Here is a 16,662-nt window from a genome sequence, read left to right as displayed (position 1 = left end):
GTAATGAGTGACAGCGGAAAAAGGATATTGAAGTTGCGCCAAATGGTCAACGGCGAAAAAGCCACGGCGCTCAAAGCGCGCGAATCTTGGCATATGTTCACGATTATGGCAGAGTTTATTGAGTCTACCGAACGTCTCTCGGGCGTCGGTCCCGCCGTGACGATTTTTGGTTCTGCCAGAACGCCGGTTGAGCATACTGATTATTTGATGTGCGTCGATCTGGCGCGGCGTTTATCGGATGCAGGTTTTGCGGTGATTTCTGGCGGTGGTCCGGGGATTATGGAGGCGGCTAATAAAGGTGCCTTTGAGGGTACATCGTCATCGGTGGGCTTAAACATTGAGCTACCGCATGAGCAGAAAAATAACCCTTGGCAAAATATCTCGCTGACCTTCCGGCATTTTTTTGCACGCAAAGTCGCCTTTGTAAAATACGCCGATGCTTATGTGGTTTTTCCCGGTGGTTTTGGTACTTTGGATGAATTGACCGAGGTGCTGACATTGATCCAGACCGGCAAGACTCGGCATATTCCGGTGATTTTGGTCGGTAGTAGTTTTTGGCGTGGCTTACTGGATTGGATTAAAACCCAGCTAGTCGGCAATGGCACGATAGACGCAAGCGATTTAAATCTGGTGCAATTGATTGACGAGCCTGCCAATATCGTGGACGCGATTTTTGCGTTTTATGAGGCAAGAGATATCGAACCTTCGGACGAAGAGCGGCAGAAAATGCTGTATTTGTAGTGCTTGGTGTTAGATCGCTAACAGCATTAAACATGGCGGATGCGGTGTGCGTTGCGGGTTGCATTGCTGGCTGATATGTTGATTCGATAAAATATATACTCCATATTAGTATATTTAAGTGTCCATAGATTACTTGGTCTGTAAGGCATATTTATGAAAATAATGGGGGAGTATATTTATTTCAGACTGTTATTGGCAGCTTGGAGCTGACTAGTTAAGTGATCAGACTTGATTAGTGAGCCGAACTAAGCAGCCATTGCAGACAGTCGTTTAAATGCGGATTCGTATCGATCGTGGTTGCGCATATTGCTATCGTCGTTCTGAAATATTTCAGCGTCATCAGCCTGGGTATAAGCTTTGCGTCGACCTCCTGGTATTTTTGTCGCTGTAGCGCTCGCACTCAAATCGCGGTCGTGCTATCCCGCTGAACACCGCATGCCCTCTGCGTTTTTTGCGAAGTAGTAGTGGTCTAATGGAAAATCTGGGTTAAATCCTTGCCAGATAATCTGGATATAACTGTGAGTAGTTGCAGCCCTTTGCTACAATGGCAGCACGATTCCACAAGCCTGAAGTGACTATCATGAAAAAATTTTCCAAGCCATCTACGCTCGTTTTGTTTTGCTTAAGTGCAGTAATTTTGCCTTTTAGTGCAATGGCACAGACTAAGTCAGTCTCGTCAGCCCCGCCTTCCGCTGCATCAGTAGCATCTGCAGCAGTACCTTTAGAGCGCATTGAAGAAGCGCCAGATAGTGGTGTCAAACTGATTAAACCGGGACCAAAGGCCAGCACGCCAAGCAAGATCGTAGAAAAGCGTGCTGTGGGCGGTAAAGTGACAGAGGCTGAAGTGACTGCTGCAGGTAGTAATTACACCATCAAGGCTAATCCAGAAATTGGTAATGCACCCCGAGGCACAGTACAAGGCGATGCAAACCGTGGCGCGCAGTGGAAGGTAATGGAGTTCGGCGGCAAAAAAGAAGCAAAAGAAGTGGAAGAGATTCCGACTTTGGCTCCAGCGCCGAAAGTCTCTTCCCCACCGGTCTCTGCACCAGCGTCTTCAGCGGCGACAAGTTCAGCGACAAAAAAATAATTCATAACAGCCTCACTCTCTTTTCTTGATATGGCAGTATTTACATCGGTAAGTCTGGACGATCTTCGTCCGTGGATGACGCAATTCCCATTGGGGAACGCGTTATCAATTAAAGGCATCGCCTCCGGCATTGAAAACAGTAATTTTTTTATCAATACCGATGCAGGTGAATTTGTTCTGACGATTTTTGAAAATCTGAGTTTTGAACAACTGCCGTTTTACCTCAAGTTAATGCGCCATCTGGCAGATCGCGGTGTTTTGGTACCAGCGCCAATTGCAAATGATCAAGGGGAATTAGTCTCTTCCTTGCACGGCAAGCCAGCAGCAATTGTCAGCAAATTAGAAGGCAGTTCGCAAATGGCACCCGCCGCATCCCATTGCGCAGAAGTAGGTGCAATGCTGGCGCGTATGCATGTGGCGGCCAAAGATTTTGAAATACGCCAGCCTAATTTACGCGGTCTTGAATGGTGGAATCAGACTACCCCCGCGGTATTGCCGTTTTTATCTGAGACTAACCAGCATCTGTTGTGCGCAGAGATGCATTATCAAGAGACATTTGCCACTACCGCGATTTATAAAGCATTGCCGGGCGGACCTGTGCATGCAGACTTGTTTCGTAATAATGTGATGTTTGACGGTGAGCGGCTGACAGGTTTTTTTGATTTTTATTTCGCCGGTTGCGACACCTGGTTATTTGATGTCGCTGTAACGGTCAACGACTGGTGTATTGACGTAGCGACTGGTGAGCTGGATTTGCCCAGAGTCCATGCTCTGCTGACTGCCTACCATGCGGTGCGAGCATTTACTGCCGATGAGCAAATTGCCTGGCAGCCGATGCTACGCGCTGCGGCGCTGCGATTTTGGTTATCCCGATCTTATGATTTTTATTTGCCGCGTGATGCTGAAATGCTGACGCCGCATGACCCCGGCCATTTTGAGCGTATTCTTCGCCTACGCGAGGCGAATAACGCTCCTCCTTTACCGATCCCTGTACCCCTAGCCGCCACGTAACACAAACAATGAATCAGCCTAATGTAGAGTTATCCCCCAATTCCAATCCCGCGCCAATGATGGGATGGGCTTGGGTTAAAGCTGGATTTCAGCTTTTCCGTAAACAGCCTGTAGAAATGTTGACGCTGTTTTTTGCGTATATGTTTTTGACGATGGCAATTGGCCTGATTCCCTTCGTCGGGCAGTTTTTGCCGATGATACTGGTGCCGGTCTTTTCTATGAGTTTCTTACAAGCTTGTCGCCATATCGAAAACGGACAAAGAGTTCATCCTAATCTTTTACTGCTGGGTTTTCGTTCGCCTGCATTTTCTCGGTTGCTGACGCTAGGTTCTCTTTATCTGATCGCTGCGATGCTGGCAATCGGCGCATCGACTTTGGTTGACGATGGCGCATTCTGGAATTATTTGACGACCCAAAAACCGATAGACCCAAAAGACACTCAAAGTTTGCCGGATCCCGGTATGTTTTGGGGCATGCTGTGTTCTGCAGTGGTGTATATCCCTGCATTAATGGCATTTTGGTTCGCTGCGCCGCTGATCGTCTGGCAGGAAATGGGCTTGGGCAAGTCCGTGTTTTATAGCTTTTTTGCGGTACGCGGTGCTGGTAAGGCGTTCGTGATTTATGGATTGTCCTGGTTATTAATAGGGGTGATGTTGCCAACCGTATTGAGCTTAATCATCGTCCTTATCGTAGGCAAACCAATTTTAGGCGTGATTATTATGTTGCCGGTATCACTGATGTTGACAGTGGTGATGTACTGCTCATTTTATCCGACGTATATTTCGATTTTTGGCAGGCCGCAAGACAAACCAAGCACCGCCGTCGATCAGGTCACAGACGCTACCGCAAACACTCCGCCAAGGGAGCCAGCAGAGGGCGATTCTGCCGATCCTGATCATACCAAGCCTGGCGGAAATTAAAGCCTGACCGCTTATATACTAATGAAAACAAGGCACCCGGTTTAAGCCTCAAGCTGTACATGCTCTGGGGCTAAATCCAAATCCTCGATGATTTCATAAGTGTGTGTCATAGCCGCAGTTTTCTCTAACATGATCGAGGCAGAGCAATATTTTTCATGCGAGAGTTTAATCGCGCGTTCCACCAGGTTAGGTTTCAAGTTACGACCGCGAACGATAAAGTGGAAATTGATCTTAGTGAAAACCTTAGGCTCGGTTTCTGCCCGCTCTGCTTGTAATTTGACTTCGCAGCCACGTATATCTTGTTTGCTTTTGCGCAATATCAACACCACATCGTAAGCAGAGCAGCCGCCAGTCCCTAGCAACACCATTTCCATCGGGCGCGGTGCCAGATTGCGGCCGCCGCCATCGGGCGCGCCATCCATCATGACTGCATGGCCAGAGCCGGTTTCTGCTAAAAACGACATACCCGATAAGCCAGTCCAACGTACTGTTGCTTCCATGTGTTACCTCCAAAATATAGGTTTTACGCAAAACTATTCCGGCTACGTTGTAGTGACTAGTCATACTTGAGTACGGCCTCAGTCGCTACGCTTTACGGGAACAATTTTGCCTAAGCCCTAAAATAATATAACCAGGCCGCCATTGTAACGCAGCGCTAAGTTTGGGATTTCTCCGCAAAAATAGTAAAAAATGCTGCACATAATCATCACCCCAGTCCGATAATCAGAAATAAGTGCTTCTGCTATAAAAAACTTGTAAAAAAATGAGTTTAAAAGGCACTATTTTTAAAAAAATTACATAGATTATCTTGCACTGCACAATTTATTGTTCTATTATTGACTCATCGGTTATTTAAGTATTGCTTTTAAGTAACCACGCAATTGTCTCCTCTGCCTCCTTAGGTGGATTCAACCCGAAGCCAAGTCTTCGGGTTTTTTTTGTTCATTTTTTGCGCTTGTTTAATCAAGATATGGTCGATCTATTTGCTCATTTTTTAAACAGTGCTTGCACTAAGTCCTTGAAAATACTATAATTTCCGACTCTCTGTTAGCCCAAGAGGGAAGTTACAAGGGAGAGTCTGCCAATTAATTGTCGGCAGAACCACCAAAGTACCAAGAACACAGGGCGTTTTTAACTCTTACTAGGATTCATCATGAAAACCTTTTCCGCAAAAGCACACGAAGTGCAGCGCGACTGGTTCGTGATTGACGCGACGGACAAAATACTCGGACGTGTTGCCAGCGAAGTGGCACTCCGTTTGCGCGGCAAACACAAACCTGAATTTACTCCCCACGTTGACACGGGCGATTTCATCGTCGTAATCAATGCAGGTAAACTGCGTGTTACAGGTACTAAAGCTCTGAATAAGACTTACTACCGTCACACTGGCTACCCAGGCGGTATCTACGAAACTAATTTCCAGAAAATGCAAGCGCGTTTTCCAGGCCGTGCACTCGAGAAGGCAGTTAAAGGCATGTTGCCTAAAGGCCCACTCGGTTACGCGATGATCAAGAAGCTGAAAGTGTACGCTGAGGCAACTCATCCGCACACTGCGCAGCAACCTCAAGTACTCGACATCTAAGGATTAGCCATGATCGGTAATTACAACTACGGTACTGGCCGTCGCAAGAGCGCAGTTGCTCGCGTCTTCCTGAAAACCGGCAGCGGCAAGATCGTTGTGAACGGCAAGCCAGCGAACGAATACTTCTCTCGTGAAACAGGTCTGATGGTTATTCGTCAGCCTTTGGAATTGACTAACCATCTCGAAACTTTCGATATCATGGTCAACGTACACGGCGGCGGCGAGTCCGGCCAAGCTGGTGCGGTTCGTCACGGTATTACTCGTGCATTGATCGACTACGAAGCAACATTGAAGCCAGAGCTGTCAAAAGCTGGTTTCGTTACTCGTGATGCTCGTGAAGTTGAACGTAAAAAAGTCGGCTTGCGTAAAGCACGTCGCGCTAAGCAGTTCTCCAAGCGTTAATCTCGCGGACTCTGTTTCAAAAAGCCGTCAGGTTATCTACCTGGCGGCTTTTTTCATTTGGAACTGTATTAAGAGTCTAATTTATGTCAGAGTCTTATTTACAATTTTTTGTCAGTTCTACTGCTAAAATACGAACAAAATTTCTGTCGAGGAATATACGATGATCAAAATAGGTATAGTTGGTGGCACTGGTTACACTGGGGTAGAGCTGCTACGTTTGCTCGCAACTCACCCGCAGGCGCAAATCGTTGCAATCACTTCACGTAAGGAAGATGGATTGCCAGTGGCGGACATGTATCCGTCTCTACGTGGACATCTTGATATCGCATTTTCTTCCCCTGATAAAGCAAAATTAACTGAATGCGATGTGGTGTTTTTCGCGACGCCACACGGTGTCGCCATGGCACAAGCGCCTGAGTTGCTGGCTGCGGGTGTCAAAGTAATCGATCTGGCAGCGGATTTTCGCCTAAAAGATGTTAATCAGTTTGAAAAATGGTACGGCATTCCCCATAGCTGCACAGACGTGTTGACTGAGGCCGTGTATGGTTTGCCTGAGCTGAATCGTGCCGCGATCAAAACAGCACGTGTTATTGGTAATCCCGGCTGCTATCCAACAACCATGCAGCTCGGCTTTTATCCGCTGCTAAAGGCTGGTGTAATTGATGCAGGCAATCTGATTGCCGATTGCAAGTCCGGTGTCTCTGGAGCGGGTCGCAAAGCAGAAATCAGTTTGTTGTTTACTGAAGCGGGCGATAATTTCAAAGCGTATAGCGTGTCGGGTCATCGCCATCATCCAGAGACTGTCGAGCAACTGCAATATGTGACAGACGACAAAATTGGATTGCTATTTACGCCTCATCTGGTGCCAATGATACGTGGCATGCATTCGACTTTATATGGTCGGCTGAATAGGGAAATAAGTAATGAGCACTTGCAGGCATTATTTGTTGATGCCTATAAAGATGAACCTTTTGTGGATGTGATGCCATTTGCTAGCCATCCAGAGACCCGGTCTACCCGTGCATCAAATATGCTACGTTTGGCTTTGCATAGGCCAAATAACGGGAACACAGTGATCGTTTTGGTGGTGCAAGATAATCTGGTTAAGGGCTCAGCTGGTCAAGCTGTGCAATGTATGAATATTATGTTTGATCTGGATGAACGCACGGGCTTACAGCACGTCGCTGTTCTGCCTTAAGGCATGGCTAAGTCACGTTCTTCGTTACGACGTCTTAGCGCGTCGAAAATGACGATACGCCAAGACCAGCCTTGGACGATCAAAGCGGCGCTGATCGTTTTGATTCTTGGTTTAGGCGGTGCCGTTGCGCTGTGGACTTACGATTTAGGTCGCAGTTTTGCGTTTGGGCCGAAAATTAAACCAGAGCAGGTTGAGCAACTACATGTACAGATAGAACAGATCACCGCCGAACGCGACAAACTGGCTGCACAAGTAAACACGGTAGATAGTCAGCAAAATATTGAGAAATCTACGCAAAAGCAATTAACCGATCAGGTCAAAAATTTGACGGCAGAAAATCTGAAGCTAAAAGATGATTTGGCTTTTTTTGAAAGCCTGATGCCATCTGCTACTGGCGCAGAAGGCATTACTGTGCAGCGAGTTAAAGCAGAAATGGTTGCGCCAAATCAAATGCGTTATCGTATTTTGATTATGCAAGGCGGTAAAGGCGGGCGCGATTTTGTTGGTGACGTGCAGCTATCGCTATCTTTAGTACAGGCTGGCAAACCTGTTATGATGCAATTCCCCGATCCTAAAATGGGTGATGCTGGCAAATTAAAGTTATCGTTTAGATACTATCAGCGTTTAGAGGGTGTAGTTACTTTGCCAGAAGGCGCAACGGTAAAATCGCTACAAGCCAAAGTAATGGACAAAGGTCAAATACGCGCTCAGCAGTCGATTAATTTGTAAGGAGTTTATTCATGTTTAATCGCAAAAATAAAAATACGATTGATAGCCTGATTGGCGTTTCCACCAGCATCCAAGGCGATTTGCATTTCAAAGGCGGCCTGCGGATTGATGGTCATGTTACCGGTAACGTCATCGCTAATCCTGAAGAATCCAGCATGCTGGTCATTTCTGAGCAAGCTAAAATTGATGGCGAAGTCCGCGCCGGTCATGTCGTTGTGAATGGCGAAATCAACGGGCCTGTTTTTTCTTCAGAATTGATTGAGTTGCAACCTAAAGCCAGAATTTCAGGCGATGTGCATTATAAGGCGCTAGAAATGATGAACGGCGCTTTAGTCACTGGTAAATTGACACATGAACAAGCTAGCGAGCCCGTATTGAAATTAGCTTCCTCGCACAGCTAAGCTTTATTACAAGCAACCGCGTCACTGAAACATCTAACACCATATAGGTCTATAATAAAGACCTGTCAGAACAGTAGGAGCACGAAATGAATGCAGTAGCCGAAATGCCAGCACCAATTATTTTTAGTGAGAGTGCCGCCGCTAAAGTAGCACAATTGATTGAAGAAGAAGGTAATCCTGATCTGAAACTACGCGTGTTTGTCCAAGGTGGCGGATGCTCGGGTTTTCAGTACGGTTTTACTTTTGATGAAATCATCAATGAAGACGACACCGCAATGACTAAAAATGGCGTGCAGTTGTTGATCGACTCAATGAGCTACCAGTATCTGGTTGGTGCAGAGATCGATTACAAAGATGATTTAGAGGGCGCGCAATTTGTGATTAAAAACCCAAATGCGACAACAACCTGTGGTTGTGGATCTTCTTTCTCTGCATAATATTTGCGAGAGTTGGGATAAAAAAGGATGCTGCGGCGTCCTTTTTTTACGCCTGAAAATTATTCAGCGTAGCGCTTTGCAACAATTCATCACAACGAAGACGACTTTGATTACACTGAATTAAAAACGGAATAACCAAAAGGCCGTCGCTAAAAGCGAGTCGTTAAAAGGGAGCCACTATGACGCAGACAGCAATTGATGACGTGCAGCCAAAAAAAATACTGCCACAAACACTGCCGCAAGTAGCATCGCAATCTACCCAGGCGCATCAGCAGCGCCAGCTCGCTGTAGTCGCTGCATTGCGAAAGGTATTGCCAGAGCGTAGCGTGCTGTATCAGGAAGAAGATACCCGACCGTATGAGTGCGATGGCTTGGCGGCTTATCGTCAATTACCTATGGTCGTTAGCTTGCCTGAAAATGAGCAGCAAGTGATTGCGGTCTTAAATATTTGCCGCGAACTCAACGTCCCTATCGTGCCGCGCGGTGCCGGTACTGGCTTATCCGGTGGCGCGATGCCTATCGTTGATGGCGTGGTATTGTCTACCGCCAGACTAAACAAAATTATCAAGGTGGACGCGTATTCGCGCACGGCGGTAGTCCAGCCTGGCGTACGCAATCTTGCCATCTCAGAAGCCGTATCTAGTTTAGGTTTGTATTACGCACCTGATCCATCTTCCCAAATCGCCTGTACGATAGGTGGTAACGTTGCCGAAAATTCTGGCGGTGTGCATTGTCTCAAGTACGGCCTGACCGTTCACAATGTATTACGGGTTCGCGCAATCACCATTGACGGTGAGGTAATTGAGCTGGGTGGCGAATCATTAGATGCTCCAGGGCTTGATCTCCTCGCCGTATTCATAGGATCAGAAGGTATGCTCGGAGTTGTCACTGAGGTGACCGTTAAATTAGTGCCTAAGCCGCAAGCCGCGCGCGTCATCATGGCCTCGTTTGATGACGTAGTTAAAGGCGGTAACGCCGTCGCGAATGTGATTGCTGCCGGCATTATTCCTGCCGGATTAGAGATGATGGATAAGACCTCATCACGCATGGTAGAGCCGTTTGTAAAAGCAGGTTACGACGTTGACGCCGAGGCGATTTTATTATGCGAATCCGATGGCACCGATGATGAAGTAGAAGAAGAAATCCAGCGCATGTGCGAAGTGCTGGAAAACGCAGGTGCTACCGCCATCGCGGTCTCCCAAAGCGAAGCAGAGCGGCTTAAGTTCTGGTCGGGGCGTAAAAATGCCTTCCCTGCTGCTGGCCGGATTTCCCCTGATTATTACTGTATGGATGGCACGATTCCACGCAAAAATCTGTCCCAGGTATTACTTGGCATTGCGGCTATGGAACAAAAATATGGTTTGCGTTGCGCTAATGTATTCCATGCGGGTGATGGTAATTTGCATCCTTTGATTTTGTTCGATGCGAATAAGGAAGGGGAATTTCATCAGGCTGAATTATTCGGTGCGGAAATACTGGAATTATGCGTAGAAGTTGGCGGCACGATTACTGGTGAGCATGGTGTCGGCATAGAAAAAATCAACTCGATGTGCGTGCAGTTTTCTGCTGCAGAGTTAGATGCATTCCGTGCGGTAAAGCGCTCGTTTGATACTGCATTTTTGCTTAACCCGGATAAGGCAATTCCGACTTTGCGTCGCTGTGCTGAGTATGGTCGTATGCATGTCAAACGTGGACAATTGAAGTTCCCCGATTTGCCTCGATTTTAGACGTCCATATATTCTGCGCCTTCTGGCACGAAAATGGCTGGAGAGCCCCAGAACGTATGGACGACTGATTTTGGAAATGATTCTCTAAAAAATCCGGTATTCATATAAGCAACAAAAATAAAACATGAAAAACACGACGAACCAATATCGCTGATATGGAAAAAATTTTACAAGACTTTCGTGAACGAATTCAGGCGGCATCTGCGCACAAGACCGCGCTACGCATTCAGGGCGGTGCGAGTAAAAGCTGGTATGGGCAGCAAAGCGTCGGCGAGTTGCTTGATACCCGCGCTTACGCTGGCATCGTAGCCTATGAACCAACTGAGCTGGTCATCACGGCGCGTTGCGGTACTCCGCTGGCGCAGATCGAAGCAGCTTTGGATCAGCATCATCAAATGCTGGCATTCGAGCCGCCACGCTTCAATCAGCATGCGACCTTGGGTGGTATGCTGGCCGCGGGTTTATCCGGTCCGCGGCGGGCGACGGTCGGTGCGGTAAGGGATTTTGTGTTGGGTGCCAGCCTGATGGATGGTCGTGGCGAATTACTGCATTTTGGTGGCCAGGTGATGAAGAATGTCGCTGGCTATGACGTCTCGCGGTTGCTGGCGGGGTCGATGGGAACCTTGGGTTTGATTACCGATATCTCGATTAAGGTATTACCTAAACCGTTTGCCGAGACCACGCTGGTATTTGCTTTGTCAGAAGCCGAGGCACTGACTAGACTAAATCAATGGGGAGGACAGGCCTTGCCCATTTCCGCCAGCGCATGGCATGTTGGTCGTCTGATGTTACGTTTGTCTGGTGCTGAAGCGGCAATACGTTCCGCTAAAAAACAGCTTGGTGGTGAAGAGGTTAAGGACGCGGCAAGCTACTGGCATTCTTTACGCGAGCAGACACATGAATTTTTTGCACAGGATGATGAACATGGATTATGGCGCTTGTCATTGCCAAGCAGTGCAGCACCGTCGCAGTTGACTGGCAAATCCATGATCGAATGGGGCGGCGCGCAACGCTGGTTATTCACCGATGAAAACCCGCAGCACATACGCGATGCTGCCAGTCGCGCTGGTGGTCATGCGAGCTTATTCCGCGCTGGCGACAAGTCGGTTGGCGTATTCGCACCACTAACACCTGCGGTTGCCAAAATTCATCGCAATTTAAAAGCGGCGTTTGATCCGGCGGGGATATTTAATCCCGGACGCATGTACTCTGATCTGTAATTAGAAAAACTATGCAAACTAATCTCGCTGATTTTATCAAGAACACTCGCGAAGGCCAGGAAGCCGAAGAGATTTTGCGCAAGTGCGTTCACTGCGGTTTTTGTACCGCTACTTGCCCCACTTATCAATTGCTGGGAGACGAATTAGATGGCCCACGTGGACGCATTTATCTGATTAAGCAAGTATTGGAAGGTAAGCCCGCTACGGTAAAAACCCAGCAGCATCTGGATCGTTGTTTAACATGTCGCAATTGTGAATCGACTTGTCCATCTGGTGTGCAATACGGCCGGCTGATCGACATTGGTCGCAAGGTGGTTGAAGACCAAGTCCCACGACCAATGGCGCAACGCTTAATGCGTGCTGCACTCAAGCAGATACTGCCGCGACAATCTATTTTTAATCCAGCGATGAAGTTGGGACAGGCAGTACGTCCCTTATTGCCAAAAGTCTTACAGAATAAAGTGCCGGTCGCGCAAGCTTCAGGCAACTGGCCGCAAGCACAACATGTGCGCAAGATGCTGCTGCTGGATGGTTGCGTACAACCTGCGATGTCGCCTAACATCAATGCCGCTACTGCGCGCGTGTTGGATGCTTTAGGCGTACAACTGATCGTCGCAGCTAAGGCTGGCTGCTGCGGTGCCATTCGTTTTCACCTCAACGATCAGGATGGTGGTTTGGACGATATGCGTCGCAATATTGATGCATGGTGGACTTATGTAGAGCAGGGTGCAGAAGCTATTGTGATGACGGCATCGGGTTGTGGCGTCACCGTAAAGGACTACGGACATTTACTTGCACATGACAAGGCCTATGCAGAAAAAGCACGACGTGTTTCAGCAATGACGCGAGACTTAAGCGAAATTCTGCCAGAATTTGAAATTGAACTGGCGCGCAAACTTCAAGGAAAAATCACTCAACGTATTGTCTGGCATCCGCCTTGTACTTTGCAACATGGCCAGCAAATTCGCGGCAAGGTAGAGGGCTTGTTACGCAGCGCCGGAGTGGATGTAAAGCTATGTGCAGATAGCCACTTATGCTGTGGCTCCGCCGGGACTTATTCTGTATTGCAGCCAGAATTGTCGTATCAGTTGCGTGACAATAAATTACGCAATTTACAGGCGATGGGTGCTGAGATCATTTTGTCGGCCAATATCGGCTGCCTCACGCATTTGCAATCCGGTACCAGTACGCCTGTGCGGCATTGGGTGGAATTGCTGGACAGCGCTTTAAGCGATACTTTAAGCGAAATTAAGTAAGCGAATAATCATGATACAGACCTTCACTATTTTGCTGATTTTTCAGTGCTTAGGCGAAGGCTTTGTATATCTGACTGCGCTACCAATACCGGGGCCGGTGGTCGGTATGTTGTTGCTATTCTTTTTCCTGTTATTAAAAAAAGATTTGGCGCAAAAACTCGCACCTACGATTCAGGAATTCTTACGTCATCTTTCTCTATTATTTATTCCTGCCGGGGTTGGCATTATGGTGTACGGTCAGAGGGTATTAGATGAATGGTTGCCGCTGGTTTTGGCGCTGCTGATTAGTACGGCGCTCTCAATTATTGTGACGGCAGTTGTCGTGCGCTGGTTGCAAAAATGAGTGCCCATTTTAGTGAATTCAGTAATCTGTGGGTATATCTTGCAGCGTCCCCGTTATTAGGGTTGACTGCCACGCTATTGGCATACCAAGTTGCTTATAAATTGTATGAAAAAGCAAAGTTCAATCCGCTGGCTAATCCCGTTGCGATTGCAGTTATTTTATTGGTGTTTTTGCTGACGCTGACTCATACACCCTATAAGACGTATTTTAACGGCGCTCAGTTTGTTCATTTTTTGCTGGGGCCAGCGACTGTCGCGTTAGCAATTCCTTTGTATCAGCAGTTGGGTAAATTAAAGCGTGACTGGTTTGCTTTCCTCGCGGGTGCTTTGCTGGGGAGTGCGGCTGCGATTGTCAGCGCGATGTGCATAGCCTGGTTATTTGGTGCGTCAGTAGTAACGATACTGTCTATCGCACCCAAATCGGTGACGATGGCAATCGCGATGGGGATTGCAGAAAAAGTCGGTGGTTTGCCCTCGCTAACTGCCGTATTAGTGATGATTACCGGCATTCTGGGAGCAACGATGGCGCGTGGTTTACTGAATCTGCTAAAGATTAAGGACGAGAGCATCAGAGGATTCGCACTCGGCGTGAGTGCGCATGGAATCGGTACTGCCAGAGCGTTTCAGGTGAGTGAGCAAATGGGCGCATTTGCTGGTTTGGCGATGGGCATTTCCGGGCTACTTACTGCATTGATTTTGCCTTTTGCATTGCATCTCGCCAAACTCACCTGATCTGCTGTTTTACCTGCGCCGTTAGCGCCATTGGCGTCACTTGCGTCACTTATTCCGCTAGCAGTTTTTCTATATCCGCCACCAGTTCGGCAGGCGTTGTCAGCGGCGCATATCGGTTGAATACTTTACCGTCTTTTTTGATCAGAAATTTAGTGAAATTCCATTTGATCGCCTCACTACCCAGTAAGCCTGGTGCTTTCGATTTCAGGTATTGATATAGCGGATGAGCATCTTTGCCATTTACATCAATTTTGGCAAAAAGCGGAAAAGTCACGCCATAATTTTTTTCACAAAATGAACCAATCTCATCCGCTGTGCCAGGCTCCTGATGACCAAACTGATTACATGGAAAACCTAATACTTCTACGCCTTTATCTCTAAATTGCTGGTACACCGCTTCCAAGCCTTTGTACTGCGGAGTAAAGCCACAATTGCTGGCGGTATTTACAATAAGAAGAACTTTGCCTGCATATTGTTTTAGATCAACGGGTTGGCCTTGCAGATTATCTGCATTGAAGTCGAGTACGCTCATACGATTCCTAAATGTGAGGTTCCTGCAGTTAAATCGCGGTCTTTTGATTCTTTACCTCTCAACATAATCGCGAGACGTAGTTCATTGACCGAGTCAGCATTGCGCAAAGCATCTTCATACGTAATCAAATCTGCCTCATGTAAATCAAACAGAGATTGATCAAAGGTTTGCATGCCAAGCTCACGAGATTTTTTCATGATTTCTTTAATTTCATGCACGTTACCCTTGAAGATCAGGTCAGAAACCAGCGGTGAGTTCAGCATGATTTCGATCGCAGCAACACGGCCTTTTTTTCCGCGTAAAGGGATAAGTCGCTGAGAAATTACTGCTTTTAAGTTTAAGGACAAATCCATCAGCAATTGTGCACGACGTTCCTCCGGAAAGAAGTTGATGATACGGTCTAGCGCCTGATTCGAGCTATTGGCATGCAGAGTCGCAAGGCAAAGATGTCCAGTTTCTGCAAAAGCAATCGCAAAATCCATGGTCTCGCGATCACGGATCTCACCGATCTGTATCACGTCTGGTGCTTGACGCAATGAATTCTTCAGAGCAGCACCCCAGTCCTCGGTATCGATACCAATTTCACGCTGCGTAATAATGCAATTACCATGCGGGTGTACATATTCAATCGGATCTTCAATGGTAATGATATGGCCGTAGCTATTCGCATTGCGGTGCCCGAGCATAGCCGCCAGCGAAGTTGATTTACCTGAGCCAGTCGCACCAACCATGATGACCAAACCACGTTTGGTCATCGCCACATCTTTAAGATGTTCCGGTAAACCTAAGTCTTCTAACTTCGGAATTGCTGTCGTGATCGTACGTAAAACCAAGCCAACACGACCTTGTTGCATAAAAGCAGAAACGCGAAAACGACCCATGCCGGCAGGATTAATCGCGAAATTACATTCTTTGGTGGATTCAAATTCGGCAGCTTGCTTATCGTTCATGATCGAGCGTGCTAAATCAACCGTGTGGGCTGAAGTTAGTGGCTGATTTGATACCGGCGTCACTTTGCCATCGATTTTAAAGGCAGGTGGAAATTCTGCTGTGATAAATAAATCCGAGCCGTTCTTGCTTAGCATTAGCCTTAGCAAGTCGTGCATGAATTTGGTGGCCTGATCGCGTTCCATCTTGAGCGTCCTTATAGATACTTGTTTGCTGCAATTAACCTGGGAAATTATCCGGCGTTTTAGCTGCCGCTCGCGCAGTTCCTACAGAGATGACATTCCGTCTGACTAAATCTGTCAGATTTTGATCCAGCGTTTGCATGCCTAAATTACTGCCAGTTTGGATCGATGAATACATCTGTGCAATTTTCGCTTCGCGTATTAAATTACGGATCGCGGGTGTACCCAACATGATTTCGTGTGCTGCTACGCGACCGGAGCCATCCTTCGTTTTAAGCAGAGTTTGCGAGATAACGGCTTGCAGAGACTCCGACAACATAGAACGCACCATCTCTTTTTCTTCTGCCGGAAAAACGTCAACAATACGATCAATGGTTTTGGCCGCAGAGGAAGTATGCAGGGTTCCAAATACCAAGTGGCCGGTTTCAGCGGCGGTCAGTGCCAAACGGATAGTTTCCAGATCGCGCAACTCACCGACCAGAATCACGTCAGGATCTTCACGCAAAGCAGAGCGCAAGGCGTTGGTAAATGATTTTGTATGTGGCCCGACCTCACGTTGATTAATCAGACATTTTTTTGATTCATGCACAAATTCAATAGGATCTTCTACTGTCAGAATATGACCGTACTCATTTTCGTTGACATGATTCACCATTGCCGCCAGCGTCGTCGATTTGCCAGACCCGGTTGGGCCGGTGACTAAGACTAAACCACGCGGTTTTAAAGATAATTCTGTAAAAATACGCGGTGTATTTAACTGTTCCAGACTTAGAATTTTTGATGGAATAGTACGCATTACTGCTGCTGCACCGCGTTCTTGATTAAACGCATTAACCCGGAAGCGTGCCAGACCTGGGATGGAAAAAGAGAAATCGCATTCCAGTGTCTCTTCATATATCTTGCGCTGTGAGTCATTCATGATGTCATAGATCAAACCATGTACATCTTTATGATCAAGTGGTGGCAAATTAATACGCCTGACATCACCATGCACACGTATCATAGGTGGCAAGCCTGAAGAAAGGTGTAAATCGGATGCGTTATTCTTGACCGAGAATGCCAGTAGTTCTGAAATGTCCATTTATAATTCCGATAATTAAATGTGCGGTGAGACTTTGCTTGGGAGTGTACTAAGAATAATCTACTGAGAATAAATTAACCCTGAGTTGATACTGGATTGAGCCTGAGTTGACAGAAAAACGCGTTCTAGTCTTG

General features: G+C 47.2%; 19 protein-coding genes. 15 read left to right on the top strand and 4 right to left on the bottom strand.

Going from position 1 to position 16,662, the window contains the following annotated elements; translation table 11 throughout:
- Positions 1-3 precede the first annotated feature (3 nt).
- The 4 genes from AAKU64_RS01755 to AAKU64_RS01740 all read left to right on the top strand — a co-directional run bounded on the left by AAKU64_RS01755 (position 4) and on the right by AAKU64_RS01740 (position 3,759).
- Positions 4-741, top strand: coding sequence for an LOG family protein (locus tag AAKU64_RS01755; protein ID WP_354361197.1), 738 nt, complete (start codon positions 4-6; stop codon positions 739-741).
- Positions 742-1,321: 580 nt separating this feature from the next.
- Positions 1,322-1,828: a hypothetical protein gene (locus AAKU64_RS01750; RefSeq protein ID WP_354361195.1), complete on the top strand. Its 507-nt coding sequence runs from the start codon at positions 1,322-1,324 to the stop codon at positions 1,826-1,828.
- 30 nt (positions 1,829-1,858) lie between these two features.
- Positions 1,859-2,839: a homoserine kinase gene (locus tag AAKU64_RS01745; RefSeq protein ID WP_323492105.1), complete on the top strand. Its 981-nt coding sequence runs from the start codon at positions 1,859-1,861 to the stop codon at positions 2,837-2,839.
- 8 nt (positions 2,840-2,847) lie between these two features.
- Positions 2,848-3,759: a BPSS1780 family membrane protein gene (locus AAKU64_RS01740; protein WP_354361193.1), complete on the top strand. Its 912-nt coding sequence runs from the start codon at positions 2,848-2,850 to the stop codon at positions 3,757-3,759.
- Positions 3,760-3,800: 41 nt separating this feature from the next.
- On the opposite strand, the gene AAKU64_RS01735 is transcribed toward AAKU64_RS01740, so the two are convergent.
- Positions 3,801-4,259, bottom strand: a complete 459-nt coding sequence (locus AAKU64_RS01735; RefSeq protein ID WP_354361191.1) for an OsmC family protein — start codon at positions 4,257-4,259, stop codon at positions 3,801-3,803.
- A gap of 653 nt (positions 4,260-4,912) precedes the next feature.
- Here AAKU64_RS01735 and rplM point away from each other — a divergent pair.
- The 11 genes from rplM (at position 4,913) to AAKU64_RS01680 (ending at position 13,785) form a co-directional block, all read left to right on the top strand.
- Positions 4,913-5,341, top strand: coding sequence for a 50S ribosomal protein L13 (gene rplM / locus AAKU64_RS01730; RefSeq protein ID WP_322119863.1), 429 nt, complete (start codon positions 4,913-4,915; stop codon positions 5,339-5,341).
- 9 nt (positions 5,342-5,350) lie between these two features.
- Positions 5,351-5,743, top strand: coding sequence for a 30S ribosomal protein S9 (rpsI, locus tag AAKU64_RS01725; protein ID WP_322119862.1), 393 nt, complete (start codon positions 5,351-5,353; stop codon positions 5,741-5,743).
- Positions 5,744-5,903: 160 nt separating this feature from the next.
- A complete protein-coding gene (argC, locus tag AAKU64_RS01720) occupies positions 5,904-6,941 on the top strand; it encodes an N-acetyl-gamma-glutamyl-phosphate reductase (RefSeq protein WP_354361189.1) in 1,038 nt (345 codons plus the stop codon).
- A 48-nt stretch (positions 6,942-6,989) separates the two neighbouring features.
- Entirely contained in the window at positions 6,990-7,670 is a 681-nt protein-coding gene (locus AAKU64_RS01715) for a DUF6776 family protein (RefSeq protein WP_322119860.1), read from the top strand.
- Positions 7,671-7,681: 11 nt separating this feature from the next.
- Complete coding sequence (locus AAKU64_RS01710; protein ID WP_322119859.1) at positions 7,682-8,071, top strand: bactofilin family protein; 390 nt, start codon at positions 7,682-7,684, stop codon at positions 8,069-8,071.
- An 86-nt stretch (positions 8,072-8,157) separates the two neighbouring features.
- Positions 8,158-8,508: an iron-sulfur cluster insertion protein ErpA gene (erpA, locus tag AAKU64_RS01705; RefSeq protein WP_322119858.1), complete on the top strand. Its 351-nt coding sequence runs from the start codon at positions 8,158-8,160 to the stop codon at positions 8,506-8,508.
- Positions 8,509-8,687: 179 nt separating this feature from the next.
- Complete coding sequence (locus tag AAKU64_RS01700) at positions 8,688-10,235, top strand: FAD-linked oxidase C-terminal domain-containing protein (RefSeq protein WP_354361187.1); 1,548 nt, start codon at positions 8,688-8,690, stop codon at positions 10,233-10,235.
- A 155-nt stretch (positions 10,236-10,390) separates the two neighbouring features.
- The gene (gene glcE, locus AAKU64_RS01695) at positions 10,391-11,455 is read left to right on the top strand and encodes a glycolate oxidase subunit GlcE (protein WP_354361185.1); all 1,065 of its coding nucleotides are present in this window, start codon (positions 10,391-10,393) and stop codon (positions 11,453-11,455) included.
- An 11-nt stretch (positions 11,456-11,466) separates the two neighbouring features.
- Positions 11,467-12,711: a glycolate oxidase subunit GlcF gene (gene glcF, locus AAKU64_RS01690; protein WP_354361183.1), complete on the top strand. Its 1,245-nt coding sequence runs from the start codon at positions 11,467-11,469 to the stop codon at positions 12,709-12,711.
- Between the two features lie 10 nt (positions 12,712-12,721).
- Positions 12,722-13,054 carry a CidA/LrgA family protein gene (locus AAKU64_RS01685; protein WP_354361181.1) on the top strand — a complete coding sequence of 111 codons (333 nt, stop codon included), beginning with the start codon at positions 12,722-12,724 and terminating at the stop codon, positions 13,052-13,054.
- Positions 13,051-13,785, top strand: coding sequence for an LrgB family protein (locus AAKU64_RS01680; RefSeq protein WP_354361179.1), 735 nt, complete (start codon positions 13,051-13,053; stop codon positions 13,783-13,785). Before AAKU64_RS01685 ends, AAKU64_RS01680 begins: the two co-directional genes overlap by 4 nt.
- Before the next feature lie 49 nt (positions 13,786-13,834).
- Here AAKU64_RS01680 and AAKU64_RS01675 read toward each other — a convergent pair whose 3' ends face one another.
- From AAKU64_RS01675 to AAKU64_RS01665, 3 genes are read right to left on the bottom strand one after another with little or no spacing between them, the layout of a single operon-like run.
- Positions 13,835-14,317, bottom strand: a complete 483-nt coding sequence (locus AAKU64_RS01675) for a glutathione peroxidase (protein ID WP_354361177.1) — start codon at positions 14,315-14,317, stop codon at positions 13,835-13,837.
- Complete coding sequence (locus AAKU64_RS01670; RefSeq protein ID WP_354329525.1) at positions 14,314-15,450, bottom strand: PilT/PilU family type 4a pilus ATPase; 1,137 nt, start codon at positions 15,448-15,450, stop codon at positions 14,314-14,316. Before AAKU64_RS01670 ends, AAKU64_RS01675 begins: the two co-directional genes overlap by 4 nt.
- 34 nt (positions 15,451-15,484) lie before the next feature.
- Positions 15,485-16,528, bottom strand: coding sequence for a type IV pilus twitching motility protein PilT (locus AAKU64_RS01665; RefSeq protein WP_354329523.1), 1,044 nt, complete (start codon positions 16,526-16,528; stop codon positions 15,485-15,487).
- Positions 16,529-16,662 lie beyond the last annotated feature (134 nt).

It is taken from the genome of Undibacterium sp. GrIS 1.8, from assembly GCF_040544445.1.
In the GTDB taxonomy this organism is placed as follows: Bacteria; Pseudomonadota; Gammaproteobacteria; order Burkholderiales; family Burkholderiaceae_D; genus Undibacterium.
The sequence above is the reverse complement of the archived record's forward strand: the minus strand, read 5'-3'. Positions and strand labels throughout refer to the sequence as shown.